Origin of the sequence: Bradyrhizobium uaiense (genome assembly GCF_010811875.1) — a bacterium.
Taxonomy (GTDB): Bacteria; Pseudomonadota; Alphaproteobacteria; order Rhizobiales; family Xanthobacteraceae; genus Bradyrhizobium; species Bradyrhizobium uaiense.
Window position 1 is genome coordinate 1 of sequence record NZ_VKHP01001205.1, and the last position, 225, is coordinate 225.

Genomic DNA, 225 nt, shown 5'->3' on the forward strand with positions numbered 1-225 from the left:
CGCGACAACCGAATGTTCGTTGAAGGAGTGCTGTGGATCGTGCGTACGGGGTCTCCCTGGCGCGATCTCCCGGAGGTCTTCGGCGATTGGAACAGCGGGTTCCGGCGCTTCAGCCGATGGAGCATCAAGGGTGTTTGGTGGCGGATCTTCGAGGCGATGTCCGATGATCCGGACTTCGAATATCTGATCGTCGATTCCACCATCGTTCGGGCGCATCAGCACGCT

1 protein-coding gene is annotated in these 225 nt (G+C 59.6%); it reads left to right on the forward strand.

The window, feature by feature from the left end; all coding sequences use genetic code 11:
• Positions 1-225 (forward strand): transposase (locus FNJ47_RS49305; protein ID WP_163163905.1); only part of this gene is annotated, 225 nt, incomplete at both ends.